This is a genomic window from Streptomyces sp. AcH 505 (assembly GCF_000818175.1).
Lineage (GTDB): Bacteria > Actinomycetota > Actinomycetes > Streptomycetales > Streptomycetaceae > Streptomyces.
The window spans coordinates 4,857,927-4,883,028 of record NZ_JTIY01000001.1; the positions used below are offsets into that span (position 1 = coordinate 4,857,927).

Genomic DNA, 25,102 nt, shown 5'->3' on the forward strand with positions numbered 1-25,102 from the left:
CCGTCGAAGCCGGGGCTGCCGGCCGCCCGGCAGCGGAGCGAACTGCTGAGCCTGCTGGACACGGCGGTCGCGCGCCGGCTCAACACCGTGATCTTCCAGGTGCGGCCCACGGCCGACGCGCTGTGGCCGTCGCCGTACGAGCCCTGGTCCCAGGTGCTCACCGGCACCCAGGGCAAGGACCCCGGCTGGGACCCGCTGGGCACCGCCGTGCGCGAGGCGCACGCGCGCGGCCTCGAACTGCACGCCTGGTTCAACCCGTACCGCGTCGCGAACAGCACCGACCGCGCCGCGCTGTCGCCGCGGCACCCCGCGCGGGTCCACCCGCGGTGGGTGCTGCCCTACGGCGGGAAGCTCTACTACAACCCGGGCCTGCCCGAGGTCAGGAGCTTCGTCCAGGACGCGATGCTCGACGCGGTCAAGCGCTACGACATCGACGCCGTCCACTGGGACGACTACTTCTACCCGTACCCCGTCGCCGGACAGACCTTCGACGACGACGCCGCGTACCGGCGGTACGGCGGCGGCTTCGCCGACAAGGCGGCCTGGCGGCGGCACAACACGGACACGCTGGTGCGCGAAACGGCGGCCCGCATCAAGGCGGTCAAGCCGCACCTGCCCTTCGGCATCAGCCCGTTCGGGGTGTGGCGCAACGCGTCGAGCGATCCGCTCGGCTCGGACACCAGCGGCGGTGTGCAGACCTACGACGACCTGCACGCCGACACCCGCAAGTGGGTCAAGGAAGGCTGGATCGACCACATCGTCCCGCAGCTCTACTGGAACATCGGCTTCGCCGCCGCCGACTACGCGAAGCTGCTGGACTGGTGGGCCGCCGCCGTACGGGGCACGGGCGTCGACCTCCACATCGGCGAGGCGCTGTACAAGGTGGGGGACCCGGCCCAGCCCGCGCAGTGGCAGGACCCGGCCGAACTCACCCGCCACCTCGACCTGTGCGCGCGGCGCCCGGAGGTCAGGGGCAACGTCTACTTCTCCGCCGCCCAGGTGGCCGGTGACCCCCTGGGCGCGATGACCCGGGTCGCCGAGCGCTACGAGCGCCACGGGAGCCGGTGAAGGGGAGTCCGGAAGGGCCGGGGCGAGTTCACCTGGTCCGGTCTCCGGTGGTCCGGTCCCGGCCCGGTGCCCCCGCGCGCAGTCCGTCCGTGACGATGTCCAGGAGCCGGGCGGCCCTCGGCTGCCAGTCCTCGTGCGGATCGATCTGCCAGAGGCCGGCGATGGCCAGGAAGAAGTCCTCCGGGGTCACCCCGGGGCGGATGGTGCCGGCCTCCTCGTTGGCGCGGAGCAGGGTTCGGGCAGCGTCCGTCATCGGGGTGGGGCCCGGTTTGGCAGGGCCACCCGGCGCGCCGGTGACCAGCCGGATCGCGCTGGCCAGGCCGGCCTTGGTCATGGCGAATCCGGCGAGACGGTCCATCCACTCGCGCAGGGCCTGTTCGGGTGCGCGCGTGTCCAGCAGTTCGGTCGCCGCTTCTGAGACCTGCTGCATCTCGTAGCGGTAGACCTCAAGGACCAGTGCCTCGCGGTGGGGGAAGTTGCGGTAGAACGTGGCTTGGCCGACGCCGGCCTTCTTGGCGATCTCGCTCAGCGGGACGTCCGCCCGCAGCGTCAGTTCGACCATCGCGACCCGCAGGATGCGTTCGCGGTTGCGCTGTGCGTCCGAACGCAGAGGAGTGTCCTTCTTCGGCTGGGGCACACGTCCTCCTCGGCGGGTTCCCGGTCGAATCCCTTCCTTGTCAACCGGACAATTGTCCGTTAAGTTGCCGCGTACAAGGACAGCAGTCCGGTCAGCTGTCACCTTAGCGTCGGGCGCTGCTGCCTCCAGCCCCCAGTTCCTTGTCACCGGACACAAAAGAAGGCTGATCATGGACCCAGCCCCTTCGCCGACGTCCAGCGCGATCACTCTGCACATCAACGGCGAGAAGTACCGTCTGTCCACCGACCACCGCACCACCCTGCTCGACGTCCTGCGCGAGCGCCTCGACCTCACGGGTACGAAGAAGGGCTGCGACCAGGGGCAGTGCGGTGCCTGCACCGTCCTGGTCGACGGGCGTCGTGTCGTCTCCTGCCTGAGCCTCGCGGTCGCGGCCGAAGGGCGCGACGTCACCACCATCGAAGGCATGGCCGACGGTGACCAGCTGCACCCCGTCCAGCAGGCGTTTCTCGACCTCGACGGCTACCAGTGCGGTTACTGCACGCCCGGCCAGATCTGCTCGGCCGTCGCCGTCATCGAGGAGCACGCCGCCGGCTGGCCGAGCGCCGTCACCGACGACGTAGGCACCGAGGCGGGGCCGGCACCGCTCACGCCGGCCGAGATACGTGAGCGCATGAGCGGAAACCTGTGCCGCTGCGGCGCCTACGTCTCCATCGTCCAGGCCGTCAGCCGTGCGGCCGCGGCGGCCGAAGAAGGCCGGACGGCAGCACTGAAGGAGGCATCCGTATGAAGGAGTTCGGCTATCAGCGCGCCGACGACGTCGCCGGTGCGGTCGCCCTGCTCGCAGCCGCCCCGGACGCGCGGTTCCTCGGCGGCGGCACCAACCTCGTCGACCTGATGAAGAGCGGAGTCGAACGTCCCGGCCGGCTGGTCGACATCCGTGGACTGCCGCTGGACCGGGTCGAGCGCACCGCGGACGGCGGCCTGCGCATCGGCGCGACCGTCACCAACAGCGACCTCGCCGCGCACCCCGAAATCCGCCGCCGGTACCCGGCGTTGACCCAGGCAGTACTGGCCGGCGCCTCCGGGCAGCTGCGCAACATGGCCACCGTCGGCGGCAACCTGCTCCAGCGCACCCGCTGCGGCTACTTCTCCGACGTGAGCAAGCCCTGCAACAAGCGCACCCCGGGCAGCGGTTGCCCCGCCGTCAGCGGCGAGCACCACAACCACGCCGTCCTCGGCGCCTCCGACCACTGTGTGGCGGTGCACCCCTCCGACATGGGCGTGGCACTGACGGCGTTCGACGCCGTGGTCTCCTACGAGACTGCCGAAGGGCCGGGCGAGCTGCCGATCACCGACTTCTACCTCCCGGTCGGCGACACCCCGCACCTGGAGACCGCCCTGCCGCCCGGAGCGCTGATCACCCATGTCAGCCTGCCACCGGCTCCGGTCGCCGCTCGCTCCCGCTACCGCAAGGTGCGCGAACGCGCCTCGTACGCCTTCGCCATCGGCTCCGTCGCCGCCGCGCTGGACATCGAGGACGGCTTCGTACGTGATGCGCGGCTGGCCTTCGGTGCCGTCGCCTCCCGGCCCTGGCGTGCCCGCGCGGCCGAATCGGTCCTGACCGGGGCACCGGCCGACGGCGACACCTTCGCCGCCGCGGCGGACGCCGAACTCGCCGCCGCCAGGCCCCTGCCCGACAACGGATACAAGGTGACCCTCATGCGCAACCTGGTGGTCGCCGTCCTGACCGAACTCGCCGAGAGGGACGTCCGATGACGATCACCACGCCAGGAGCCGCCGCGCTGCGAGGGGCTGTCGGTGTCGCGCACACCCGTGTGGAGGGCCGGGACAAGGTCACCGGCGCGGCCCGCTACGCGGGAGAGATTCCCTTCGCCGAACTGGCCCACGGCTGGCTGGTCCTGTCGACCGTCACCCGCGGCCGGATCCGCTCGGTCGAAAGCGCCCCGGTACTCGGCATGCCGGGCGTGCTCGCCGTGCTGCACCACGGCAACGCACCGCGCCTGAACACCGACTACGTCGGCATGCTGGGACGTCCCGACCCGACCGCCGCCGTCTTCCAGGACGACCGGGTGCCGTGCGCCGGCTGGCCGGTCGCGCTGGTCGTCGCCACCACATCCGAGGAGGCCAGGGAGGCCGCCGAAACGCTGCTCGTCACCTACGACGAGGAGCCGCACGACACCGCGCTCGTCGCCGACCACCCCGGCGCCTACTCGGCCCAGGGACCGATGCTGGCGGAGACGGAGAAGGGGGACATGGAGGCCCAGCTCGCCGCGTCCGCCGTCGTCATGGACGCGCAGTACACCACCCCCGAAGAACAGCACAGCATGATGGAGCCGCACGCGGCGACCGCCCTGTGGGACGCCGGCCGGCTGGAAGTCGTCGACTCCAACCAGGGCGCCAGCTGGATCCAGGGCGAGCTGGCCAAGATGTTCTCGCTCGACGAGTCCTCGGTGCGGGTGCGTTCCGAGCACATCGGCGGCGGCTTCGGCAGCAAGGGCCTGCGCGCCCACCAGGTGTCCGCCGTGATGGCCGCCACCGTCCTGCGGCGCCCGGTACGGGTGGTGATGACCCGGCGTCAGATGTTCTCGCTGACCGGGCACCGCAGCCCCACCACGCAGCGGGTCAGGCTCGGCGCCGACCGGGACGGCCGGCTGCGCGCCCTTGAGCACCGTTCGCTGAGCCGGACGTCGACCGTGTACGAGTTCGTCGAGCCCAGTGCGGGTGTCGCCCGGGTGATGTACGACGCCGAGGCCCACCGCACGGCCAACCACGTCGTGCGACTCGATGTGCCGTCCCCGACCTGGATGCGCGCACCGGGCGAGGCCCCCGGATCGTTCGCGATCGAGTCGGCCCTCGACGAGCTCGCGGAACGCTGCGGCGTCGACCCGATCGAGCTGCGTCTGCGCAACGAGCCGGAGACCGGCCCCGTCTCCGGGCTCCCGTTCAGCAGCCGCAACCTGTCGGCCTGCTTCCGCGAGGGCGCCCGCAGATTCGGCTGGGCGGACCGCGTCCCGCGTCCCGGCGTGCGCCGGGACGGACGCTGGCTGCTCGGCACCGGCACGGCCGCCGCGTCCTTCGGTGCCGGGGCCAGGCCCTCCACGGCCCTGGCGACGGCGGAGGCGGACGGTTCGTTCACCGTACGGATCTCCGCCGCCGACATCGGCACCGGCGCCCGCACCGCCCTCACCCTGATCGCCGCCGACGCGCTGGAGACCACGCCCGAACGGGTCCGGGTCCGGATCGGGGACAGCGACTTCGGCCCCGCGATGATCGCCGGCGGTTCGATGGGCACCCGCTCGTGGGCCTGGGCGGTCACAGCCGCGGCCGCCGAGCTGCGGGAACGGCTCGCGGTGGCCCCGGACATCCCCCCGGAGGGGATCACCGTTCGGTCCGACACCACCGAGGTCCTCGGTGCGCTCGCGAAGAAGGAACGGCACTCCTTCGGGGCCCAGTTCGCCGAGGTCGCCGTGGACGTCGCCACCGGTGAGATCCGGGTGCGCCGCATGCTGGGCATCTTCGCCGCCGGCCGGATCGTGAATCCGCTCACCGCCCGCAACCAGCTCCTCGGCGGTATGACCTGGGGCATCTCCATGGCCCTGCACGAGGAGGCGGTCCGTGACCGGAACACCGGCCGCCACTACGCCCCCGACCTCGCCGGTTACCACGTGGCCACGCACGCGGACGTCCCGGACATCGAGGCGGACTGGGTGGCGGACCACGACCCGGACGACCCGGTCGGCATCAAAGGCGTCGGCGAGATCGGCATCGTGGGCGCGGCCGCTGCCGTCGCCAACGCGGTGTGGCACGCCACCGGCGTACGCCACCGGAACCTTCCGATCCGGCCCGACCGCGTGCTGACGGCATCGGTCGAGGACCCGGCCGGGGCGACCCCCTCGGGCAGGGGAGCGGCGCATGCTTGACATCGCCGACGAGCTGCACCGCTGGATGGAGGAGGGCCGGGAGTTCGCCGTCGGCACCGTCGTCTCCGTCGGCGGAAGCGCGCCGCGCGGCCCCGGCGCCGCCCTCGCCGTCGACAGCGAGGGCACGGCGGTCGGCTCGGTGTCCGGCGGCTGCGTGGAGGGCGCCGTCTACGAACTCTGCGAACGGGCCCTCCAGGACGACAGGGCCGTGCGCGAACGGTTCGGCTACAGCGACGAGGACGCCTTCGCAGTCGGGCTGACCTGTGGGGGGATCATCGACGTGATGGTCACCCCGGTTCGCTCCCACTCACCCGAGCGGGCGGTGCTGCGGGCCGCGCTGGCCGCGGCGGCCGGCGGCGAGCCCGCTGCCCTCGCCCGGGTGGTGCGCGGTCCGGAGGAGCTGCTCGGGCGGGCCCTGCTCGTCCGAGCCGACAGCGCCGATGCCGACGGCGCCGACGAGGGCGGGCTCGGAGGCCACCCGGAGCTGGACCGTACCGCCGTGGCCGAGGCCCGGGCCCTGCTGGACGCCGGCCGCACCGGCACCGTCACGATCTCCGAGGACGGGTCGCACTGTCCGGGCGGGATCACCCTGCTCGTCGAGACCAGCGTGCCGCCGCCCCGCATGATCGTCTTCGGCGCGGTCGACTTCGCCGCGGCGCTGGTGCGGGCGGGAAAGTTCCTGGGCCATCACGTCACCGTGTGCGACGCCCGGGCCGTCTTCGCCACCGAAGCCCGCTTCCCCGACGCCGACGAGGTGGTCGTGGACTGGCCGCACCGCTATCTGCGGCGTACCCCGACCGACGGGCGCACGGTGGTGTGCGTACTCACGCACGAAACCAAATTCGACGTGCCACTGCTCGTGGAGGCGCTGCGGATGCCGGTCGCGTTCGTCGGTGCGATGGGCTCACGCCGTACCCACGAGGATCGGCTCCGACGGCTGCGTGAGGCGGGTCTGAGCGAGGCGGAGCTGCACAGGTTGCGCTCGCCCATCGGCCTGGACCTCGGCGCCCGTACGCCCGAGGAGACTGCCCTGTCCATCGCGGCCGAGATCGTCGCGGCCCGTCGGGGCGGCACGGGACTGCCGCTGACCGGCCGGGCGGAACCCATCCACCGGGACCTGTGGGGGGCGACGGCCTGAACACTCCGCCGTACCGTCAGGTCCTGGCGCGCTGGGTGACCGCGATACAGGCCAGCACGGCGACCGCCGCCACCGGCGCCGCCGCCGTCAGGTGCTCGCCGAGCAGCAGCACCGACCAGACCAGCGTCAGCAGCGGCTGCGCCAGTTGCAGCTGACTGGCCCTGGCGACACCGATCGCCGCCATGCCCCGGTACCAGACGTACAGACCGCAGAACGTCGAGCCGACCGCGACCCACACCAGCCCCGTCACACCGTGCGCCGTCAGCCGCACCGGCTCGAAGGGCAGCGCGACGACGGCGCCCACCACGGCGAACGGCAGACAGCCGACCAGGGCCCAGCCGATCACCTGCCAGCCCGGCATCTCCCGGGCGAGCCTGCCCCCTTCGGTGTAACCGGCCGCGCAGACGAGCACCGCGCCGAACGTGTACAGATCCGCGGCGGACAGCCGGCCACCGCTCTGCTGCACGGCGAACGCCACCACGACAGCGGCGCCGACGAGCGCCGCCGCCCAGAACGTACGCGAAGGCCGCCGGCCGGTGCGCAGCGCGGCGAACACGGCGGTCGTCAGTGGCAGCAGCCCCACCACGACAGCGGTGTGCGCGGACGTGGCCGACCCGAGCGCGAGCGTCGTCAGGGTGGGGAAACCGATCACCACCCCGCCCGCCACGACGGCGAGCCCGCCCCGGTGCTCCCGCGCCGGGAGCGGCACCCGCAGCGCCAGCAGGAAGGCGCCCGCGACCAGGGCGGCGAGTGTGCTGCGCAGCGTGACCAGGGACCAGGGGCCGAAGCTCTCCAGACCCCACACCGTGGAGGGGAAGGTGAGCGAGAAGGCGATCACCCCGAGCGCGGCGAGCAGCGTGCCGCCGCGGGCGCCACCGCCCTCGACTGCTATCGAGGCGGGGCGAGTAGCGCTATCCTGTGCTGTCATGCATGAGGGTAGCAGTGTGGCCGAGTTGACGAAATCCCTGCGCCAGGAGCTGGACCGCTACTCGCCAGGTGGAAAACTGCCGTCCAGCAGGGCCCTGGTCGAGCGCTATCGGGTCTCCCCGGTGACGGTCTCCCGCGCCCTCGCCGGGCTCGTCGCCGAAGGTCTCGTCGTCAGCCGTCCGGGCGCCGGGGTCTTCCGCGCCCACCCGAGGGCCACGCCCCCGCCGCTCGGCGACACCTCCTGGCAGGAGGTCGCCCTCAGCGCCGACGCAGCGACCGACGCCGTGCCCCGGTCGGTCGACGCCTCCGGAGTGCTCGTCACCCTCGCCGCCCCCGCACCGGGCGTCATCGAGTTCAACAGCGGCTATCTGCACTCCGTCCTCCAGCCCGAACAGGCCATGGCGGCGGCGCTCGCCAGGGCGGGGCGGCGGCCCGGCGCCTGGGGACGGCCGCCCGTCGAAGGCGTCCCCGAACTGCGCGCCTGGTTCGCCCGTGGCATCGGCGAGAGCTGCACCGCGGCCGACGTACTCGTCACGGCCGGTGGCCAGTCCGCGCTGACCACCGCCTTCCGCGCGCTCGCGCCGCCCGGCTCGCCCGTACTCGTCGAATCCCCCACCTACCCGGGCATGCTGGCCATCGCCAGGGCGGCCGGGCTGCGGCCCGTACCGGTCCCGGTCGACGCCGAAGGGGTGCGGACCGAACTGCTCGAAGCGGCCTTCAAAGCCACCGGCGCCCGGCTCTTCGTCTGCCAGCCGCTCTTCCAGAACCCCACGGGCGCCGTGCTCTCGGCGGCCCGCCGCCCCGAGGTGCTGCGCATCGCGCGGGCCGCGGGGGCCTTCGTGGTCGAGGACGACTTCGTACGCCAACTCGTCCAGGAATCAGGGCCGTTGCCCCGGCCGCTCGCCGCCGACGACCCCGAAGGCGTGGTCGTGCACGTGAGTTCGCTGACCAAGGCCACAGCCCCCAGCCTGCGCATCGGCGTCCTCGCCGCCCGAGGTCCGGTGATGGAACGGCTGCGGGCCATCCATGTCGTCGACACCTTCTTCGTGCTGCGTCCTTTGCAGGAGGCCACCATCGAACTGGTCGGCTCGGCCGCCTGGAGCCGTCATCTGCGCTCCGTCCACACGGCGTTGAAGCTCCGCAGGGACACCATGGTCGCCGCGCTCAGGACCGAGGTGCCCGAACTGGCCCTGCCGCACGTCCCGGCCGGCGGCTACCACCTCTGGCTCCGCCTCCCGGACGGCAGCGACGAACAGGCCGTCGTCTCGGCGGCGCTGCGCGCCGGTGTCGCCGTGGCCCCGGGCCGCCCCTACTTCAGCGCCGAGCCGCCCGCACCCCACCTGCGCGTGAGCTTCGCGGGCGTGGCCGGTACGGCGGAGATCACCGAAGGCGTACGGCGGCTGCGCACCGCGTGCGACGAGGCGCTCGGCTGACCGTCAGGATTCCGTCAGAGCCATCTCCGGGGATATGCCGACGTCATGGGAAAACGTCCGGAAGCGTTCCATGGTTGTCCATCGAGCCCCCCTTGACCAGCGTGGCTTTCGGATCGACGATCCTGGCCATGAGTGTTCGGGTCACGTTGGTCACCGCCGCGCGAAACTCGGACCTGTACGACGAGCGCTTCGACGACGACCGCCCGCTGAACCGGGCCGGCTGGCACGAGATGCAACTCGTCGCACACGCCCTGGTGCCGCTGGCCGCCGCAGATCTCCGCTACTGCTCGCCGACCCTCCGCAGCCGCGCGACCGGCGACGCCCTCGGCTACGCCCCGCTCGCCCAACCCGCCCTGCGGGACTGCGACATGGGCCGCTGGCGCGGCTTCACCCTGGCCGAGGTCGCCGCCCGTGAACCGGCCGGTGTCGAGACCTGGCTGGCCGACCCGCGCACCTCACCGCACGGCGGGGAACCGCTGCTGGCCTTCATCGCGCGGATAGGGAACTGGCTGGACACCCGGCCCGCCGATGACATCGTTGCCATTGTCGCGGTCGCCGAACCCGCCGTCGTACGCGCCGCGCTCGTCTACGCCCTCAAGGCGCCGCCCCACACCTACTGGTCCTTCGACGTACGCCCGCTGTCGACCGTCACGCTGACCGGCAGCCCGGGGCGCTGGGTGGTACGGCTCGACGCGGGCGTCTGACCAGGGGCGCCCGCAGCTCGGCCCGCCCCGGCGCTCAGCCGGCCTCGGGATCGGGGCCGTCGGGCTCGCCGCCCGGCGCGCCCAGCGTGTCGAGGAGCTGCTGACCGTACTTGGCCAGCTTGTTCTCCCCGACCCCGTTCACCGTGCCCAGCTCGTCCAGCGTCGAGGGCGACAGCACCGCGATCTCGCGCAGCGTGGCGTCGTGGAAGATCACGTACGCCGGTACGCCCTGCTCCTTGGCCGTCGCGCCGCGCCAGGCGCGCAGCGTCTCGAACACCGGCACCGCCTCGGCCGGCAGATCGACGGGCGCCGCCCGCTGCTTCGGGGTCTTCTCCCGCGCCGCCCTGGCCGCCTTCGCCGCCTTCTCCGGCTCGCGCCGCAGCACGACGGGCCTGCGGCCGCCCAGCACCTCGCCGCTGTCGTCCGTGAGGACCAGCGTCCCGTACTCGCCCTCGACGGCGATCAGCCCCTGCGCCAGCAACTGCCGGGCCACACTGCGCCATTCGGCCTCACGCAGCTCCGTGCCGATACCGAAGACGCTGAGCGCGTCATGGTCGAACTGGATGACCTTCGCCGTCTTCTTGCCGAGCAGGATGTCGGTGATCTGCCCCGCGCCGAACTTCTGGTTGCGCTCCCGCTTCAGCCGCACCACCGTCGACAGCATCTTCTGCGCCGGCACCGTCCCGTCGTACGACTCCGGCGGGGTCAGACACGTGTCGCAGTTGCCGCAGGTCTCGCCCGCGCTCTGCTGGCCGAAGTAGGCCAGCAGCTGCCGCCTGCGGCACTCGACGGTCTCGCACAGCGCGAGCATCGCGTCGACATGGGCGCTCAGCATCCGCCGGTGGGCGGCGTCGCCCTCGGACGTGTCGATCATCTTCCGCTGCTGGACCACGTCCTGGAGGCCGTACGCCAGCCAGGCCGTGGACGGCAGCCCGTCACGCCCGGCACGGCCCGTCTCCTGGTAGTACCCCTCGACGGACTTCGGCAGGTCGAGGTGGGCGACGAACCGTACGTCCGGCTTGTCGATGCCCATCCCGAAGGCGATCGTCGCGACCATCACCAGACCGTCCTCGCGCAGGAAGCGCGACTGGTTCGTGGCGCGGGTACGGGCGTCGAGACCCGCGTGGTACGGCAGCGCGTCGACCCCGTTCTTCACCAGGAACTCGGCGGTCCTGTCCACCGAGGCGCGGGACAGGCAGTAGACGATCCCCGCGTCGCCGGGGTGCTCGGCGCGCAGCAGCTGCAGCAGCTGGCGCTTCGGGTCGTCCTTCGGCACGACGCGGTACTGGATGTTGGGCCGGTCGAAGCTGGCGACGAAGTGCCGGGCGTCCTGGAGCTTCAGCCGCGAGGCGATCTCCGTGTGCGTGGCCTCGGTCGCCGTCGCGGTCAGCGCGATACGCGGCACGTCGGGCCAGCGCTCGTGCAGCGCGGACAGGGCGAGGTAGTCGGGCCGGAAGTCGTGCCCCCACTGCGCCACGCAGTGCGCCTCGTCGATGGCGAACAGCGAGATCGTGCCGCGCTCCAGCAGCCGTACGGTCGCGTCGACCCGCAGCCGCTCAGGGGCCAGATAGAGCAGGTCCAGCTCGCCCGCGAGGAACTCGGCCTCCACCAGCCGCCGTTCGTCGAGATCCTGGCTGGAGTTCAGGAAGCCGGCGCGCACCCCGAGCGCCCTGAGCGCGTCGACCTGGTCCTGCATGAGCGCGATGAGCGGCGAGACGACCACACCGACGCCCTTACGCACCAGCGCGGGGATCTGGTAGCAGAGCGACTTGCCGCCGCCGGTCGGCATGAGCACGAGCGCGTCGCCGCCGTCGACCACATGGTCGATGATCTCCTGCTGGCTGCCCCGGAAGGAGTCGTAGCCGAAGACCCGGTGCAGGACCCGCAGCGCCTCGCTCGTCTCGTCGGGCGCCGGGGAAGGACCGGGTGCCTCGGGTGCTTCTGGACCGGTGTCGGGAGCGCTCATCCGGCGATTCTACGAGGGTCGGCTTGGCCGGTCCGACGGGCTTGCGTCCTGCTGTGAATCCCGGGGTGGAAAGGTGTGCGAACCCCGTCGCCGCGTGCCTTTTCCTTCTAGACTCAACCGCGTGTCCGCGTTTCCGTCGGCACCGCGCGGTTTTCGCGCCTAGGAGGCTCCCGTGTCGGATGCATCTGTCGTTCCGGTCGTTTTCATCCACGGACTGTGGCTGCACTCCAGCAGCTGGGACCCCTGGCTCAGTCTCTTCAACGAGCGCGGGTACGCGGCGACGGCGCCGGGCTGGCCCGGCGACGCGCCGACCGTCGAGGCCACCCGCAAGAACCCCGCGCCGCTCGCGAACCGGGGGCTCGCCGAGGTCACCGACCACTACGCGCAGATCATCGCCGGGCTGCCGGCCGCGCCCGTGGTGATCGGGCACTCGTTCGGCGGGCTGATCGCCGAGCGGCTGCTCGCCTCGGGCGTGACCCGCGGCTGTGTGGCGCTCGCCCCCGCCCAGTTCCGCGGTGTGCTCGGGCTGCCGCTCGCCCAGCTCCAGACGGCGGGACCGATCCTGAGCCGCCCGGGGCTGCGCACCAAGACCTGGGCGCACACGGCGGACTCGTTCCACCGCGGCTTCGCCAACACACTGCCGCGCGAGGAGTCCGACCGCCTCTTCGAGACGTACGCCATGCCGTCCCCCGCGCGCCCGCTGTTCCAGGCCGGGCTCGCCAACTTCGCGCCCCGCAGCGAGGCGGCCGTCGACACCGCCCGTGAGCGCGGGCCGCTGCTGATGCTGGCGGCGGGCGAGGACAGGACCGTACCGCCGGCGACGGTGCGGGCCGCGTACAAGATCCAGCGGAAGAAGAACAAGGGCGTCACCGAGTACAAGCTGTTCGAGGGGCGCAGCCACGCGTTCGGCGCCGACAGCGGCTGGCGCGACCTCGCCGACGAGGCGCTGGCCTTCCTCGCCCGCAACGGCCTCGCCCCGGCCGGTACGGCGACGGACCGGCCGCCCACCGCGTAGTCGGTCACTGACGGCGCGAGTCGGCCCGCGCGGCTCGCGCCAGCAGCAGCGCCCGCTCGGGGGCGTTACGGGTCAGCGAAGCCGCCCGCTCGAACTCGGCGCGCGCCTCGTCCGTCCGGCCCAGCCGCTCCAGCAGATCGCCCCTGACGCTCGGCAACAGGTGGTAGTCCTTCAGGTCGGGTCCCTCGGCCAGGGCGTCCACCAGCTCAAGACCGGCGTCGGGGCCCCGGGCCATCGACACGGCGACGGCCCGGTTCAGCTCCACCACGGGGGACGGGGTCAGCGTCATCAGCCGGCCGTACAGCGCGGCGATCGCGTCCCAGTCCGTGTCCTCGTAACGGATCGCCTGCGCGTGGCAGGCGGCGATGGCCGCCTGCACCGCGTACGGGCCGCCGCCCGCGCGGTGCAGCGCCTCGATGCCGCGCCGGATGAGGACGCGGTTCCACCGGGAGCGGTCCTGGTCGGCGAGGAGGACCGGCTCGCCGTCCTGGTTCGTACGGGCCGCGATACGGGAGGCCTGGAACTCCAGGAGCGCGGCAAGACCGTGCACCTCCGGCTCGTCGGGCATCAGCCCTTCCAGCACCCGGACCAGCCGCAGCGCGTCCTCGCACAGGGCGGGGCGTACGAGGTCGTCGCCGGCCGTCGCCGAGTACCCCTCGTTGAAGACGAGGTAGATGACCTCGCAGACCGAGGAGACCCGGCCCGGTCGCTCGGTGGCGCCGGGGACCTCGAACGGCACCCCGGCCTTGGCGAGGGTCCGCTTCGCCCGGACGATGCGCTGGGCGACCGCCGGCTCGGAGGCGAGGAAGGCGCGGGCGATCTCCTCCGTCGTGAGCCCGCCGAGCAGCCGCAGCGTCAGCGCGATCCTGGCCTGCGTCGACAGCACGGGATGGCAGGCGGTGAAGATCAGCCGCAACAGGTCGTCGTCGATGTCGTCCACATCGGCGGGCTCGGCGGGCGGCGCGTCCTCCAGCGTCCGGCCGACCTCGGCCAGCTTGCGCGCGTACGTCTCCTTGCGGCGGACGAGATCGATCGCGCGATGCCGGGCCGTGGCCGTCAGCCAGGCCCCCGGCCGGTCCGGCACCCCGGTCCGCGGCCACTGCTCCAGGGCGGCGACCAGCGCGTCCTGCGCGATCTCCTCGGCGATGCCGACGTCACGTACCACCCGGGTGACGCTCGCGATGATCCGCGCGGACTCGATCCTGAACACCGCTTCGACCGTCTCCGCCACGCTTGCTGCCGTCACGGCAACCCATCAGAGCAGCAGGGCGGGGACGGGGCAACCGCGGGCCCCCGCGGTGCGCGGCCGGACGCGGGGCCCGCGCCCGGTCAGCCCTCGTCGATCTGGCGGACCTCGGAGGTGACGGTCCAGTCGTCCGGGTGACAGGCCAGGAACCGCTTGGTCCACTCCATCGCCTCCGCCTTGTCCTTCACCTGGAGGATGGCGTAGCCGCCGACGACTTCCTTGGTCTCGGTGAACGGCCCGTCGGTGTAGCTGAACTCACCGCCGGACCTGGTGACCCGGGTGCCCTCGGCGGACGGGGTGAGCCCCGCGGTGTCCAGCATGACGCCGGCCTTGGTGATCTCCTCGAACAGCGCCCCCATCCGCGCCCCGGCCTCGGGGGTCATGTCGGCGGCGGAGTGCTTCTCCTCGATACGTACCAGTGTCAGAAAGCGCGGCATGACGACTCCTCGGTCGGAAACGACGACGGGGCCTGTGCCCGCCTCTCACCCTTGCGTCGAACGGGCGGGACCCGGATCGACACCCCCGGCGGAGATTCTTCGGTGAATCTTTCCGGCCGGCCACCGGGACCCCACAGGCGGATTCCCGGCGACGCGCGGCGGGACGCCGCAGGCTGACCCGAACGGCGGACCCTACGCGGCGGCGCCGAACCACCTCGGCAGCGTGTCCGTCAGGTCGCGCTGGTCGTCCCCGACCCACGCCACATGGCCGTCCGGCCGCAGCAGCATCGCCGGTACGGGCAGCTCCTCGCTGACGTCCACGACATGGTCGACCCGGTCCGCCCAGCCCTCGGCCGAGAGCCGTCCCGTCTGGTCGAGCAGCAGTCCGCGGCCCGCGCGGGTCAGCTCGTAGAGGCGACCGCGCTTCAGCGTCACGTCCCGCATCCGCCGGCCGAGCAGTTCGTGGCCCTCGCCGAAGTCGTAGCGGATCCCGATCGCGATGATCTTCTCGGTCAGATGGCGGTTCACCTCGTCGAAGTCCATCAGCTCCGCGACCAGTCTGCGGACCGTCCGCGGGCCTGGCTCCGGGGACATCAGCTGCATCTGCGCGCGGGTGTTCTCCAGCACGTCGGCGGCCACCGCGTGCCGCTCGGTGTGGTAGCTGTCCAGCAGCCCCTCCGGCGCCCAGCCGTTGATCTCGGCCGCCAGCTTCCAGCCGAGGTTGAACGCGTCCTGGACGCCGAGGTTGAGGCCCTGCCCGCCCACCGGCGGGTGGACGTGCGCCGCGTCGCCCGCCAGCAGCACCCGGCCGGTGCGGTAGCGCTCGGCGAGCCGGGTGGCGTCGCCGAAGCGGGAGAGCCAGCGCGGCGAGTGGATCCCGAAGTCGGTGCCGCCGTAGGCCCGTAGCTGCCGCTTGAAGTCGTCGAGGGTCGGCGGCACCGAGCGGTCGCCGGCCACCCCGTCGGCGGGCACCACGACGCGGAACCTGTGGTCCCCGAAAGGACCGACGCCGAACCGCAGATGGGTTTTGCGCACCTCGCCCACCACGGCGGCGATCTCCTCCGCCGAGGCGGCCACGTCCATCTCGCCCACCAGCGTGTCGGTCCTGGACGGCTCACCGGGGAAGCCGACGCCGAGCAGCTTGCGCACCGTACTGCGGCCGCCGTCGCAGCCGACCAGATACCGCGCGCGCAGCTCCGTGCCGTCGGCCAACTCGACGCTCACCCCGTCGTCGGACCGGCTCAGCCCGACCAGCTCGCAGCCGCGCCGGATCTCCGCCCCCAGCTCCGCCGCGCGCTCGGCCAGCAGCCGGTCGATGACCGGCTGCGGAATGCCGAGGACATAGCCGTGCGCGGTGTCCAGCCCCTCGGGCGCCGGCTTGGCGATAGCCGCGAAGAACCCGCCGAGCGGATGCTGCCGACCCTCCGCCAGGAAACGATCCAGCAGGCCGCGCTGATCCATCACCTCGATGCTGCGCACATGCAGCCCGAGCGAACGGATGAACGCGGCGGGCTCGGCGTCCTTCTCCACCACGACCACCCGCACCCCGTGCAGCCGTAGCTCGCCGGCCAGCATCATCCCGGCCGGTCCCGCGCCGGCGATGATCACGTCAATCATGAAGTTCCCCCACTACGAAGTCACACACAAGGTCGCAAACAGGCGGATTACCGTAGGTTCCCGGCCCAGGCGGGCCATTCTGCGGCACGCCGGGGGCCTTGCCGCAAGGCCCCCCGTGCGCTATACCTTGGGTGTGGCAAGGAGTGGCTGATCTCCTTGCCTTTGCTTTTGCCCTGCGTTGCATAAAGCTGCGGTTAAACGTATAGTCATGCCCTTACCGAGGAGGGTTTTCGATGGCTGTACGTGCAGCGGTGGCGGGAGCGAGCGGATACGCGGGCGGGGAACTGCTCCGACTGCTCCTCACTCACCCCGAGGTCGAGATCGGCGCCGTCACAGGACACTCCAGCGCGGGCGAGCGCCTCGGTCCGCTCCAGCCGCATCTGCTGCCGCTGGCCGACCGGGTGCTGCTGCCCACGACGGCCGACGCGCTCGCCGGGCACGACGTGGTCTTCCTCGCGCTGCCGCACGGCCAGTCCGCCGCTGTCGCCGAGCAGCTCGGTGACGACGTGCTCGTCGTCGACATGGGCGCCGACTTCCGTCTTGAGAACGCCGCCGACTGGGAGCGGTTCTACGGCTCGCCGCACGCCGGCACCTGGCCGTACGGGCTGCCCGAGCTGCCCGGGGCCCGCGCTGCGCTCGCCGGGACCCGGCGGGTCGCCGTCCCCGGCTGCTACCCCACCGCCGTCTCGCTCGCCCTCTTCCCCGCGTACGCCGCCGGTCTCGTCGAGCCGGAAGCCGTGATCACCGCCGCCTCCGGCACCTCGGGCGCCGGCAAGTCGGCCAAGCCCCATCTGCTCGGCTCCGAGGTGATGGGCTCCATGTCGCCGTACGGCGTCGGCGGCGGCCACCGGCACACCCCCGAGATGATCCAGAACCTCAGCGCGGCTGCGGGGGAGCGGATCAGCGTCTCCTTCACCCCGACCCTCGCCCCCATGCCGCGCGGCATCCTCGCCACCTGCTCCGCCAAGGCCAGGCCGGGCACCACGGCGCAAGGCGTCAGGGACGCCTACGCGAAGGCCTTCGCCGACGAACCGTTCGTCCGTCTGCTGCCCGAAGGTCAGTGGCCGGCCACCGCGTCCGTCTACGGTTCCAACGCCGTTCAGATCCAGGTCGCCCACGACCCGGACGCGGGGCGCGTCATCGCGATCAGCGCCATCGACAACCTCACCAAGGGCACCGCTGGCGGCGCGGTGCAGAGCATGAACATCGCCCTCGGGATCGCCGAGGACACCGGACTTTCCACGATCGGAGTGGCACCGTGAGCGTCACCGCAGCGCAGGGATTCACGGCGGCCGGCATCGCCGCAGGAATCAAGGACAGCGGCGGCCCCGACCTGGCCCTCGTGGTCAACACCGGGCCGCGCACAGCGGCGGCCGGTGTCTTCACCTCCAACCGCGTCAAGGCGGCGCCGGTCCTCTGGTCCGAGCAGGTCGTCAAGGGCGGCGCGATCACCGCCGTCGTCCTCAACTCCGGCGGTGCCAACGCCTGTACGGGACCCCAGGGCTTCCAGGACACCCACGCGACGGCCGAGAAGGCCGCCGAGGTGCTGAGCGCGGCCGGCCCGGCCGAGCACAGCGCGGGCGAGATCGCCGTCGCCTCCACCGGGCTGATCGGTGTGCCGCTCCCGATGGACAAGCTGCTGCCCGGCGTCGAGAAGGCCGCGGCGGCCCTGTCCGAGCACGGCGGCGAGAAGGCCGCCATCGCCATCAAGACCACCGACACGGTCCACAAGACCGCCGTCGCGGGCGGCGCCGGATGGACCGTCGGCGGCATGGCCAAGGGCGCCGGCATGCTCGCGCCGGGACTCGCCACCATGCTGGTCGTCCTCACCACCGACGCCGACGTGGAGACATCCGCCCTCGACACCGCGCTGCGGGCCGCCACCCGGACCACCTTCGACCGCGTCGACTCCGACGGCTGCATGTCCACCAACGACACCGTGCTGCTGCTCGCCTCGGGCGCGGCGGGCGTGACACCCGGGTACGACGAGTTCGCCGAGGCCGTCCGTACGGTCTGCGCCGATCTCGCGCGGCAGCTCATCGGTGACGCGGAAGGCGCGTCCAAGGACATCAGGATCGAAGTGATCAACGCGGCGACCGAGGACGACGCCGTCGAGGTGGGCCGCTCCATCGCACGTAACAACCTCCTCAAGTGCGCCATCCACGGGGAGGACCCCAACTGGGGCCGGGTGCTCTCCGCCATCGGCACGACGGGCGCCGCCTTCGAGCCCGACCAGCTCAACGTCGCCATCAACGGCGTCTGGGTCTGCAAGAACGGCGCGGTCGGCGAGGACCGCGACCTGGTCGACATGCGCTACCGCGAAGTGAAGATCACCGCCGATCTGGCCGCGGGCGGCGACTCCGCCGTGATCTGGGCCAACGACCTCACCGCCGACTACGTCCACGAGAACAGCGCGTACAGCTCATGAGCACCCGACAGCACACCGCCCTGCCCAAGGCCCAGATCCTCGTCGAGGCGCTGCCCTGGCTCATCCGTCATCACGGCAAGGTCGTCGTCATCAAGTTCGGCGGCAACGCCATGATCGACGACGACCTCAAGGCCGCCTTCGCGCAGGACGTCGTCTTTCTGCGGCAGGCCGGGCTCAAGCCCGTCGTCGTGCACGGCGGCGGCCCGCAGATCAGCGCCCAGCTCGACCGGCACGGCCTGGTCAGCGAGTTCAAGGCCGGGCTGCGGGTCACCACACCCGAGGCGATGGACGTCGTACGGATGGTGCTCGCCGGACAGGTCCAGCGCGAACTCGTCGGGCTGCTCAACCAGCACGGCCCGCTCGCCGTCGGTATGACGGGCGAGGACGCGCACACCATCACGGCGACCCAGCACCGCCCGCTCATCGACGGCGAGATGGTCGACATCGGCCGGGTCGGCGAGATCACCGCGATCGACACCGGCGCCATCGAGGCGCTGCTCGGCGACGGCCGGATCCCGGTGATCTCCTCGATCGCGCGCAGCGCCGAGGACAACCACGTCTACAACGTCAACGCCGACACCGCGGCGGCGGCGCTCGCCGCCGCGCTCGGCGCCGAGACGATGATGGTCCTCACCGACGTCGAAGGCCTCTACGAGGACTGGCCGAACAGCGACGACGTGATCAGCAGACTCACCGCGACCCAGCTGGAGAAACTGCTGCCCGACCTCTCCAGCGGCATGGTGCCCAAGATGGAGGGCTGTCTGCACGCCGTCCGCAACGGCGTCACCACGGCCCGCGTGATCGACGGCCGGGTCCCGCACTCGATCCTGCTGGAGATCTTCACCGACGAAGGAATCGGCACGATGGTCGTGCCGGACGGACAGGACACAGGGGGAGCTCAGTGACCGCCAACGACGCACTCGTACAGCGCTGGCAAGGCGTGATGACGGACAACTACGGCACGCCGAAGCTGTCCCTCGTACGCGGCGAGGGCGCCACCCTCTGGGACGCGGACGGCAACCGCTACACCGACTTCGTCGGCGGTATCGCCGTCAACGCGCTCGGCCACGCCCACCCCGCCGTCGTCGAGGCGGTCTCGCAGCAGATCGCGTCGCTCGGTCATGTCTCCAACCTCTTCATCGCCGAACCGCCGATCGCGCTCGCCGAGCGGCTGATCCAGGCGTTCGGCCGCCCGGGCCGGGTCTTCTTCTGCAACTCGGGCGCCGAGGCCAACGAAGCGGCCTTCAAGATCGGCCGGCTGACGGGCCGTACGCACATGGTCGCCACCGAAGGCGGCTTCCACGGCCGCACGATGGGCTCCCTCGCGCTCACCGGACAGCAGCCGAAGCGGACCCCGTTCCTGCCGCTGCCCGGCGACGTCACGCACGTACCGTTCGGCGACGTCGAGGCGCTGCGCGCCGCCGTCACCACCGACACCGCGTTCGTGATCATCGAACCGATCCAGGGCGAACTCGGCGTGGTCGTCCCGCCCAAGGGCTATCTGGAGGCGGCCAGGGAGATCACCCGCGCCACCGGCACCCTGCTCGTCCTGGACGAGGTCCAGACGGGCGTCGGCCGGACCGGACACTGGTTCGAGTATCAGGCGCACCAAGGCGTCGAGCCCGATGTCGTCACCCTCGCCAAGGGGCTCGGCGGCGGGCTGCCGCTCGGCGCCACCATCGCCTTCGGCCCGGCGGCCGACCTGCTCAAGCCCGGCCAGCACGGGACGACGTTCGGCGGCAACCCGGTCGCCTGCGCCGCGGGGCTCGCCGTCCTGGACACGCTCGCAGCCGACGGGGTGCTCGACCAGGTCAAGCGGCTCGGCGAGCGGCTGCGCGACGGCGTCGAAGGGCTCGGCCACCCGCTGGTGTCCCATGTCCGCGGCGCGGGGCTGCTGCTGGGTATCGTGCTCACCGAGCCGCTCGCGCCCCAGGTGCAGCGCGCGGCTCAGGACGCCGGCCTCCTGGTCAACGCGCCCGCCCCCGACGTGATCAGGCTGATGCCGCCGCTGATCATCGGTGACGAAGAGGTGGACGCGTTCCTCCGGGCCCTGCCCGGCATCCTCGACGACGCGTACGGGAACGGAAGAGCCGGAGAATGAGACGACGATGACCGAGGCCCCGGAAACAGAGCAGGGCGGACAGTCGGTGCCGCAGACGCGGACCGCGCGCCACCGCCGGATCGTGGACATCCTCAACCGGCAGCCGGTGCGCTCCCAGAGCCAGCTCGCGAAGCTCCTCGCCGACGACGGACTGAGCGTCACGCAGGCGACGCTCTCCCGCGACCTGGACGAGCTGGGCGCCGTGAAGATCCGCAACACCGGTGGTGAGCTGATCTACGCCGTGCCCAGCGAGGGCGGCTACCGGACCCCGCACGCCCCGCTCGGCGAATCGGCGAAGGAGGAGCGGATGCGCAGGCTCTCCGCCGAACTGCTGATCTCCGCCGAGGCCTCGGCCAATCTCGTCGTGCTCCGCACCCCGCCGGGCGCCGCCCAGTTCCTCGCCTCCTCCATCGACCAGGCCGAGTTGAGCGACGTACTCGGCACGATCGCCGGCGACGACACGCTGATGCTGATCAGCAGGGACCCGGCGGGCGGCCAGGCGCTCGCCGACCACCTGCTCAAGCTGGCCCAGAACCCCCGCTGACCGCGCCGTCCCCGGACAGCGCGTCGCCCGCTGGCCGGTCGGCCCGGTGGCGGCCTCGGCGGTCAGTAGCGGGTGAGGGCCGTCGCACCCGACGCGGTGCCCATCGCGATGTGCGGGGAGCGGCGCGGATCGGCCCAGGCCAGGATCGCGCTCATCGCGTCGGCCGGTACGGACACGCAGCCGGCGGTCGCGCCCTTGCCGTTCACATGCAGGAAGATCCCGGCGCCCCGGCCGTGCACCGGCGCGTCGTAGTTGTAGCCGATGACCAGCGCCCGCGCGTACTGCTCGGTGTAGTCGGACAGATGCTCGGCCTCGGCGGCGCGGCAGTCGGCCGGCAGCCCCTCGGTCCAGCGGTTGTACGCGGTGGACCCGTTGTCCTCGCACCACCAGGAGTCGTCGCCCACCGGCCGGTAGCCGAACCGGGTCCCGGCCGGCGCGGGCGCGATGCCGAAGGCGTACGGCAGGTCGTACAGACCCGTCGGTGTGGTGGACGTGCCCTGGGTGCGCCGCTCGCCGTCGACGAGGCCGCCCGAGCCGAAGCGCGCGTCCGCCGAACCCGCCTCGACCCACCGGCCGTCGCGCAGGTCCCACCAGGACAGCTTGCCGGTGGTGGACCCGGTGTCCGGGGCCTGCGCGGTGATCAGCTGGCTGCCGCCGCCGGTGTCCGCCATCCGCTCCGGCAGCGGCGCCTCCGGGGACACGGGTACGGGGGCGGCGGCGCCCGTGGCGGTGGCGAGGGCGAGCAGGACGGAGCCGAGCACAAGTCCGGTACGCATGCTCAGGACCGTAGCCCGGCCCGCCCCTGACGGCCCCTCAGCCCGCTCCGTACGGGTGAGGCCCGGTCCGCCGGGCCCGCAGCTTCGGATCGGGGTCCGCGCGCATCAGGACCGCCGCGCGCCCCGACGCGGCGCAGCGCGTCGACGGCGGCGGGCCGGGCGTGCGGTTGCTCGTACCTGTGTTCGATCCGTACCTCCTGGTCGACATCGACCCAGGTCGCCGCGTCGGTCAGATCCCGTTCTTCCCAGCTCTGCATGGCCGGAGCCCAGGGCGGACAGGGCTGGGGGCGCCGATCGTTTTCGGCGGCTTTGACAAAGCATACGGACCACTGCATAGTTATACCCATCAGTGAATGCATCGTAAGGAGATACCCGTGACCGAGCGCGTCGTACTCGCCTACTCGGGCGGCCTGGACACCTCCGTCGCCATCGGCTGGATCGCCGAGGAGACGGGCGCCGAGGTCATCGCCGTTGCCGTGGACGTCGGCCAGGGCGGCGAGGACCTGGACGTCATCCGCAAGCGCGCGCTCGCCTGCGGTGCTGTCGAGGCCGAGGTCGCCGACGCCAAGGACGAGTTCGCCGACGAGTACTGCCTCCCGGCGATCCAGGCCAACGCCCTTTACATGGACCGCTACCCGCTGGTCTCGGCCCTTTCCCGGCCGGCCATCGTCAAGCACCTCGTGGCCGCCGCCCACAAGCACGGCGCGGGCATCGTCGCGCACGGCTGCACCGGCAAGGGCAACGACCAGGTGCGGTTCGAGGCGGGTATCTCCGCGCTCGGTCCCGATCTGAAGTGCATCGCCCCGGTCCGCGACTACGCGATGACCCGGGACAAGGCGATCGCCTTCTGCGAGGAGAAGAACCTCCCGATCGCGACCACCAAGAAGTCCCCGTACTCCATCGACCAGAACGTCTTCGGACGCGCCGTCGAGACGGGCTTCCTGGAGGACATCTGGAACGGTCCGATCGAGGACATCTACGAGTACACCCAGAACCCGGCCGTCCAGCGCGAGGCCGACGAGGTCGTCATCTCCTTCAAGGAGGGCGTCCCCGTCGCCATCGACGGCAAGCCCGTCACCGTGCTGCAGGCCATCCAGCAGCTCAACGAGCGGGCCGGCGGCCAGGGCATCGGCCGGATCGACATGGTCGAGGACCGGCTCGTGGGCATCAAGTCCCGTGAGGTGTACGAGGCGCCGGGCGCCATCGCGCTGATCACCGCGCACCAGGAGCTGGAGAACGTCACGGTCGAGCGCGAACTGGCCCGCTACAAGCGGCAGGTCGAGCAGCGCTGGGGCGAACTGGTCTACGACGGCCTGTGGTTCTCGCCGCTCAAGCGCGCCTTGGACGGCTTCATCAAGGAGGCCAACCAGCACGTCACGGGCGAGATCCGGATGACGCTGCACGGCGGCCGCGCCGTCGTCACAGGACGCAAGTCCCCCGAGTCGCTGTACGACTTCAACCTCGCCACCTACGACTCGGGCGACACCTTCGACCAGTCCAAGGCCCAGGGCTTCATCGAGATCTTCGGCCTCTCGTCGAAGATCGCCGCCAAGCGCGACCTCGCCTGATCCGCGTACGCGCCTGACGCGACCGAACAGGACAGCCGCCTCCCCGTCACAGCGGCGGGGAGGCGTCTTCGTTTCCAAGCCTTCTGAGGAGCAGTAGTGAGCAGCAAAAACGGGGATGTCCGGCTCTGGGGCGGCCGGTTCGCCGACGGTCCTTCCGAGGCCCTGGCCGCCTTGTCCGCCTCGGTGCACTTCGACTGGCGCCTCGCGCCGTACGACATCGCCGGCTCACGTGCCCACGCCCGCGCGCTGCACAAGGCGGGGCTGCTCTCCCAGGACGAACTGGCCCGCATGCTGGCCGGGCTCGCCCAGCTGGAGGACGACGTCGCCGACGGCTCGTTCGTCGGCACCGTCGCCGACGAGGACGTCCACACGGCCCTGGAACGCGGCCTGCTGGAGCGGCTCGGCCCCGACCTCGGCGGCAAGCTGCGCGCGGGCCGCTCCCGCAACGACCAGATCGCGACGCTGTTCCGGATGTATCTGCGCGACCACGGCCGGATCATCGGCGGGCTGATCGCCGACCTCCAGGACGCGCTCGTCGCCCTCGCCGAGGCGCACCACGGCGTCGCCATGCCCGGCAGGACGCACCTCCAGCACGCGCAGCCCGTGCTGTTCGCCCATCATGTGCTCGCGCACGTCCAGTCGCTGTCCAGGGACGCGGAGCGGCTGCGGCAGTGGGACAAGCGCACGGCCGTCTCGCCGTACGGCTCCGGCGCGCTGGCGGGCTCGTCGCTCGGGCTCGACCCGGAGGCCGTCGCCGTCGACCTCGGCTTCGAACGCGGCTCGGTCGGCAACTCCATCGACGGCACCGCCTCACGGGACTTCGTCGCCGAGTTCGCCTTCATCACGGCGATGATCGGCGTCAACCTGTCCCGGATCGCCGAGGAAGTCATCCTCTGGAACACGAAGGAGTTCTCCTTCGTCACGCTCCACGACGCCTTCTCCACCGGCTCGTCGATCATGCCGCAGAAGAAGAACCCGGACATCGCGGAGCTGGCGCGCGGCAAGTCGGGCCGGCTCATCGGCAATCTCACCGGGCTGCTCGCCACGCTGAAGGCGCTGCCGCTCGCGTACAACCGCGACCTCCAGGAGGACAAGGAGCCGGTCTTCGACTCCTGCGACCAACTGGAGGTGCTGCTGCCCGCGTTCACCGGCATGATGGCGACGCTGACGGTCAACCGCACCCGGATGGAGGAGCTGGCCCCGGCCGGCTTCTCGCTCGCGACGGACATCGCCGAATGGCTCGTCAAGCAGGGCGTGCCGTTCCGGGTCGCGCACGAGGTCGCGGGGGAGTGCGTCAAGGAGTGCGAGGCGCGCGGCATCGAGCTGGACCAGCTCACCGACGAGCAGTTCGCCAAGATCTCCGAGCACCTGACGCCCGACGTGCGCTCGGTGCTCAACGTGGCGGGTTCGCTGGCGTCCCGTAACGGCAGGGGCGGTACGGCCCCTTCGGCGGTGGCAGTCCAGCTCTCCGAGCTGAAGGCCGACCTGGTGATCCAGCACGCGTGGGCGACGGCCAAGGACTGACGACGGCTCACCGCCCGGACGCCGACCGGACGCACCGGTCGGCGTCCGGCGTGTCCGGGGCGGGTCCGGGG

Annotated in this window: 23 protein-coding genes; 15 read left to right on the top strand and 8 right to left on the bottom strand. The window is 71.9% G+C overall.

Features of this window, described 5'->3' with window-relative positions; all coding sequences use genetic code 11:
• The coding region (locus HY68_RS22175; RefSeq protein WP_041996821.1) for a family 10 glycosylhydrolase at positions 1 to 1,068 on the top strand (1,068 nt) is incomplete at its 5' end.
• A gap of 28 nt (positions 1,069 to 1,096) precedes the next feature.
• Here HY68_RS22175 and HY68_RS22180 read toward each other — a convergent pair.
• On the bottom strand, positions 1,097 to 1,705 hold the full coding sequence (locus HY68_RS22180; protein WP_041991488.1) for a TetR/AcrR family transcriptional regulator: 609 nt from the start codon (positions 1,703 to 1,705) through the stop codon (positions 1,097 to 1,099).
• Positions 1,706 to 1,874: 169 nt separating this feature from the next.
• On the opposite strand from HY68_RS22180, the gene HY68_RS22185 reads away from it, so the two are divergent.
• Genes HY68_RS22185 through HY68_RS22200 form a run of 4 tightly spaced genes read left to right on the top strand, consistent with a single transcriptional unit; the run spans position 1,875 to position 6,745 of the window.
• Positions 1,875 to 2,453 (top strand): 2Fe-2S iron-sulfur cluster-binding protein, encoded by a 579-nt coding sequence (locus HY68_RS22185; protein WP_041991490.1) that lies wholly within the window; start codon positions 1,875 to 1,877, stop codon positions 2,451 to 2,453.
• Positions 2,450 to 3,442, top strand: a complete 993-nt coding sequence (locus tag HY68_RS22190) for a xanthine dehydrogenase family protein subunit M (protein ID WP_041991492.1) — start codon at positions 2,450 to 2,452, stop codon at positions 3,440 to 3,442. The genes HY68_RS22185 and HY68_RS22190 overlap by 4 nt, the downstream gene beginning before the upstream one ends.
• Positions 3,439 to 5,607, top strand: coding sequence for a xanthine dehydrogenase family protein molybdopterin-binding subunit (locus HY68_RS22195; RefSeq protein ID WP_041991494.1), 2,169 nt, complete (start codon positions 3,439 to 3,441; stop codon positions 5,605 to 5,607). The genes HY68_RS22190 and HY68_RS22195 overlap by 4 nt, the downstream gene beginning before the upstream one ends.
• A complete protein-coding gene (locus tag HY68_RS22200) occupies positions 5,600 to 6,745 on the top strand; it encodes an XdhC/CoxI family protein (protein WP_041991496.1) in 1,146 nt (381 codons plus the stop codon). The genes HY68_RS22195 and HY68_RS22200 overlap by 8 nt, the downstream gene beginning before the upstream one ends.
• 16 nt (positions 6,746 to 6,761) lie before the next feature.
• Here HY68_RS22200 and HY68_RS22205 read toward each other — a convergent pair whose 3' ends face one another.
• Complete coding sequence (locus HY68_RS22205) at positions 6,762 to 7,673, bottom strand: DMT family transporter (protein ID WP_041991499.1); 912 nt, start codon at positions 7,671 to 7,673, stop codon at positions 6,762 to 6,764.
• Here HY68_RS22205 and HY68_RS22210 point away from each other — a divergent pair.
• On the top strand, positions 7,672 to 9,105 hold the full coding sequence (locus tag HY68_RS22210) for a PLP-dependent aminotransferase family protein (RefSeq protein ID WP_041991500.1): 1,434 nt from the start codon (positions 7,672 to 7,674) through the stop codon (positions 9,103 to 9,105). The genes HY68_RS22205 and HY68_RS22210 overlap by 2 nt on opposite strands.
• A gap of 128 nt (positions 9,106 to 9,233) precedes the next feature.
• Entirely contained in the window at positions 9,234 to 9,809 is a 576-nt protein-coding gene (locus HY68_RS22215) for a histidine phosphatase family protein (RefSeq protein ID WP_041996824.1), read from the top strand.
• A 34-nt stretch (positions 9,810 to 9,843) separates the two neighbouring features.
• On the opposite strand, the gene recQ is transcribed toward HY68_RS22215, so the two are convergent.
• The gene (recQ, locus tag HY68_RS22220) at positions 9,844 to 11,775 is read right to left on the bottom strand and encodes a DNA helicase RecQ (RefSeq protein WP_041991501.1); all 1,932 of its coding nucleotides are present in this window, start codon (positions 11,773 to 11,775) and stop codon (positions 9,844 to 9,846) included.
• Positions 11,776 to 11,947: 172 nt separating this feature from the next.
• Here recQ and HY68_RS22225 point away from each other — a divergent pair, with 172 nt between their 5' ends.
• Positions 11,948 to 12,790 (top strand): alpha/beta hydrolase, encoded by an 843-nt coding sequence (locus tag HY68_RS22225; protein WP_041991503.1) that lies wholly within the window; start codon positions 11,948 to 11,950, stop codon positions 12,788 to 12,790.
• Positions 12,791 to 12,794: 4 nt separating this feature from the next.
• On the opposite strand, the gene HY68_RS22230 is transcribed toward HY68_RS22225, so the two are convergent.
• From HY68_RS22230 to rox, 3 genes are all read right to left on the bottom strand, one after another.
• Positions 12,795 to 14,036: an RNA polymerase sigma factor gene (locus HY68_RS22230; protein WP_041991505.1), complete on the bottom strand. Its 1,242-nt coding sequence runs from the start codon at positions 14,034 to 14,036 to the stop codon at positions 12,795 to 12,797.
• Between the two features lie 83 nt (positions 14,037 to 14,119).
• A complete protein-coding gene (locus tag HY68_RS22235) occupies positions 14,120 to 14,473 on the bottom strand; it encodes a YciI family protein (RefSeq protein ID WP_041991507.1) in 354 nt (117 codons plus the stop codon).
• A 192-nt stretch (positions 14,474 to 14,665) separates the two neighbouring features.
• The gene (gene rox, locus HY68_RS22240) at positions 14,666 to 16,090 is read right to left on the bottom strand and encodes a rifampin monooxygenase (RefSeq protein ID WP_041991509.1); all 1,425 of its coding nucleotides are present in this window, start codon (positions 16,088 to 16,090) and stop codon (positions 14,666 to 14,668) included.
• 233 nt (positions 16,091 to 16,323) lie between these two features.
• On the opposite strand from rox, the gene argC reads away from it, so the two are divergent.
• The 5 genes from argC to HY68_RS22265 are packed head-to-tail and all read left to right on the top strand — an operon-like array spanning position 16,324 to position 21,163.
• Positions 16,324 to 17,352 carry an N-acetyl-gamma-glutamyl-phosphate reductase gene (argC, locus tag HY68_RS22245; RefSeq protein ID WP_041991510.1) on the top strand — a complete coding sequence of 343 codons (1,029 nt, stop codon included), beginning with the start codon at positions 16,324 to 16,326 and terminating at the stop codon, positions 17,350 to 17,352.
• Complete coding sequence (gene argJ / locus HY68_RS22250) at positions 17,349 to 18,518, top strand: bifunctional glutamate N-acetyltransferase/amino-acid acetyltransferase ArgJ (RefSeq protein ID WP_041991512.1); 1,170 nt, start codon at positions 17,349 to 17,351, stop codon at positions 18,516 to 18,518. Before argC ends, argJ begins: the two co-directional genes overlap by 4 nt.
• Positions 18,515 to 19,423 (top strand): acetylglutamate kinase, encoded by a 909-nt coding sequence (argB, locus tag HY68_RS22255; RefSeq protein ID WP_041991514.1) that lies wholly within the window; start codon positions 18,515 to 18,517, stop codon positions 19,421 to 19,423. Before argJ ends, argB begins: the two co-directional genes overlap by 4 nt.
• A complete protein-coding gene (locus HY68_RS22260) occupies positions 19,420 to 20,619 on the top strand; it encodes an acetylornithine transaminase (RefSeq protein WP_078863723.1) in 1,200 nt (399 codons plus the stop codon). Before argB ends, HY68_RS22260 begins: the two co-directional genes overlap by 4 nt.
• 7 nt (positions 20,620 to 20,626) lie before the next feature.
• On the top strand, positions 20,627 to 21,163 hold the full coding sequence (locus HY68_RS22265; RefSeq protein WP_041991516.1) for an arginine repressor: 537 nt from the start codon (positions 20,627 to 20,629) through the stop codon (positions 21,161 to 21,163).
• Positions 21,164 to 21,225: 62 nt separating this feature from the next.
• On the opposite strand, the gene HY68_RS22270 is transcribed toward HY68_RS22265, so the two are convergent.
• Together HY68_RS22270 and HY68_RS42860 are read right to left on the bottom strand one after the other, a co-directional pair.
• The gene (locus HY68_RS22270) at positions 21,226 to 21,939 is read right to left on the bottom strand and encodes a L,D-transpeptidase family protein (RefSeq protein ID WP_041991518.1); all 714 of its coding nucleotides are present in this window, start codon (positions 21,937 to 21,939) and stop codon (positions 21,226 to 21,228) included.
• Positions 21,940 to 21,941: 2 nt separating this feature from the next.
• On the bottom strand, positions 21,942 to 22,196 hold the full coding sequence (locus HY68_RS42860) for a hypothetical protein (protein WP_157874378.1): 255 nt from the start codon (positions 22,194 to 22,196) through the stop codon (positions 21,942 to 21,944).
• Positions 22,197 to 22,313: 117 nt separating this feature from the next.
• Between HY68_RS42860 and HY68_RS22275 the strand changes: the two genes are divergently transcribed.
• The gene (locus tag HY68_RS22275; RefSeq protein ID WP_041991520.1) at positions 22,314 to 23,507 is read left to right on the top strand and encodes an argininosuccinate synthase; all 1,194 of its coding nucleotides are present in this window, start codon (positions 22,314 to 22,316) and stop codon (positions 23,505 to 23,507) included.
• A 96-nt stretch (positions 23,508 to 23,603) separates the two neighbouring features.
• Complete coding sequence (gene argH, locus HY68_RS22280) at positions 23,604 to 25,031, top strand: argininosuccinate lyase (protein ID WP_041991522.1); 1,428 nt, start codon at positions 23,604 to 23,606, stop codon at positions 25,029 to 25,031.
• The last annotated feature ends 71 nt before the right edge of the window (positions 25,032 to 25,102 follow it).